1 protein-coding gene is annotated in these 1,258 nt (G+C 69.8%); it reads left to right on the forward strand.

The window, feature by feature from the left end; all coding sequences use genetic code 11:
- A partial coding sequence (locus ABZ646_RS46890; RefSeq protein WP_360533980.1) for a beta-ketoacyl synthase N-terminal-like domain-containing protein occupies nt 1-1,258 on the forward strand: 1,258 nt, incomplete at both ends.

Genomic DNA, 1,258 nt, shown 5'->3' on the forward strand with positions numbered 1-1,258 from the left:
TGGAGGGTCCCGCGGTCAGTGTGGACACGGCGTGTTCGTCGTCGCTGGTGGCGATGCATCTGGCTGCGCAGGCGTTGCGGGCGGGGGAGTGCTCGCTGGCGCTGGCCGGCGGCGTGACCGTCATGGCCACTGCGGATGCCTTCGTGGGCTTCACTGCTCAGGGTGGTCTGTCCCCGGATGGCCGGTGCCGGTCGTTCGCCGACAGCGCTGACGGGACGGGCTGGTCCGAGGGCGTCGGCGTGGTGGTGTTGGAGCGGCTGTCCGACGCTCGCCGTAACGGTCACGAGGTTCTTGCCGTGTTCCGGTCGAGTGCGGTGAATCAGGACGGTGCGTCGAACGGTCTGACGGCTCCGAACGGTCCGTCCCAGCAGCGCTTGATCCGTCAGGCGCTGGCTGCTGCCGGTCTGTCGTCGGCTGACGTGGATGCGGTGGAGGCCCACGGTACGGGCACCCGCCTCGGTGATCCGATCGAGGCGCAGGCGTTGCTGGCCACGTATGGCCAGGACCGTCCCGGCGACCGGCCGTTGTGGCTGGGGTCGTTGAAGTCCAACATCGGTCACACTCAGGCCGCGGCGGGTGTGGCCGGGGTCATCAAGATGGTCATGGCGCTGCGTCATGGGGTCCTGCCCAGGACTCTGCATGTCGATGAGCCGTCGACTCAGGTGGACTGGTCGCAGGGTGATGTGCGGCTGCTGACCGATGCGGTGCCGTGGCCGGAGACGGGTCGTCCGCGCCGTGCCGGGGTGTCCTCGTTCGGTGTCAGCGGTACCAACGCGCATGTCATCCTCGAAGCCCCCGAGGCAACCGAGCCCGCAGCTACCGACCCTGCAGTCGCCGAATCCATCGCCGGCGAATCCGTGGCTGCCAAATCTGTGGCCGCCGAGCCGGAGGCCGGCGGCGGCGTGGTGCCGTGGATCATCTCGGGCGCGTCGGACGAGGCGGTGCGGGCACAGGCGGCGCGTCTTCTGGAACACGTGGAATCGGTTCCCGAACTGCGTCCGGTGGACGTGGCCTGGTCGCTGATCAGCGCGCGAGCCGCCTTGACCCATCGGACCGCGGCAGTCGGCGCGGACCGGGACGAGCTGCTGGCCGGCCTGCGCGCCGTGGCCGCCGGCGAGGTCGTCCCGCGGATGGTGCGGCCCGGCGACAAGGTGGTCTTCGTCTTCCCGGGTCAGGGTGCGCAGTGGGTGGGGATGGCGCAGGAGCTGATCGGGTCTTCGCCTGTCTTCGCTTTGTCGATGCGTGAGTGTGCGGAGGC

This window comes from Streptomyces sp. NPDC007162, assembly GCF_040634175.1.
Classification (GTDB): domain Bacteria; phylum Actinomycetota; class Actinomycetes; order Streptomycetales; family Streptomycetaceae; genus Streptomyces.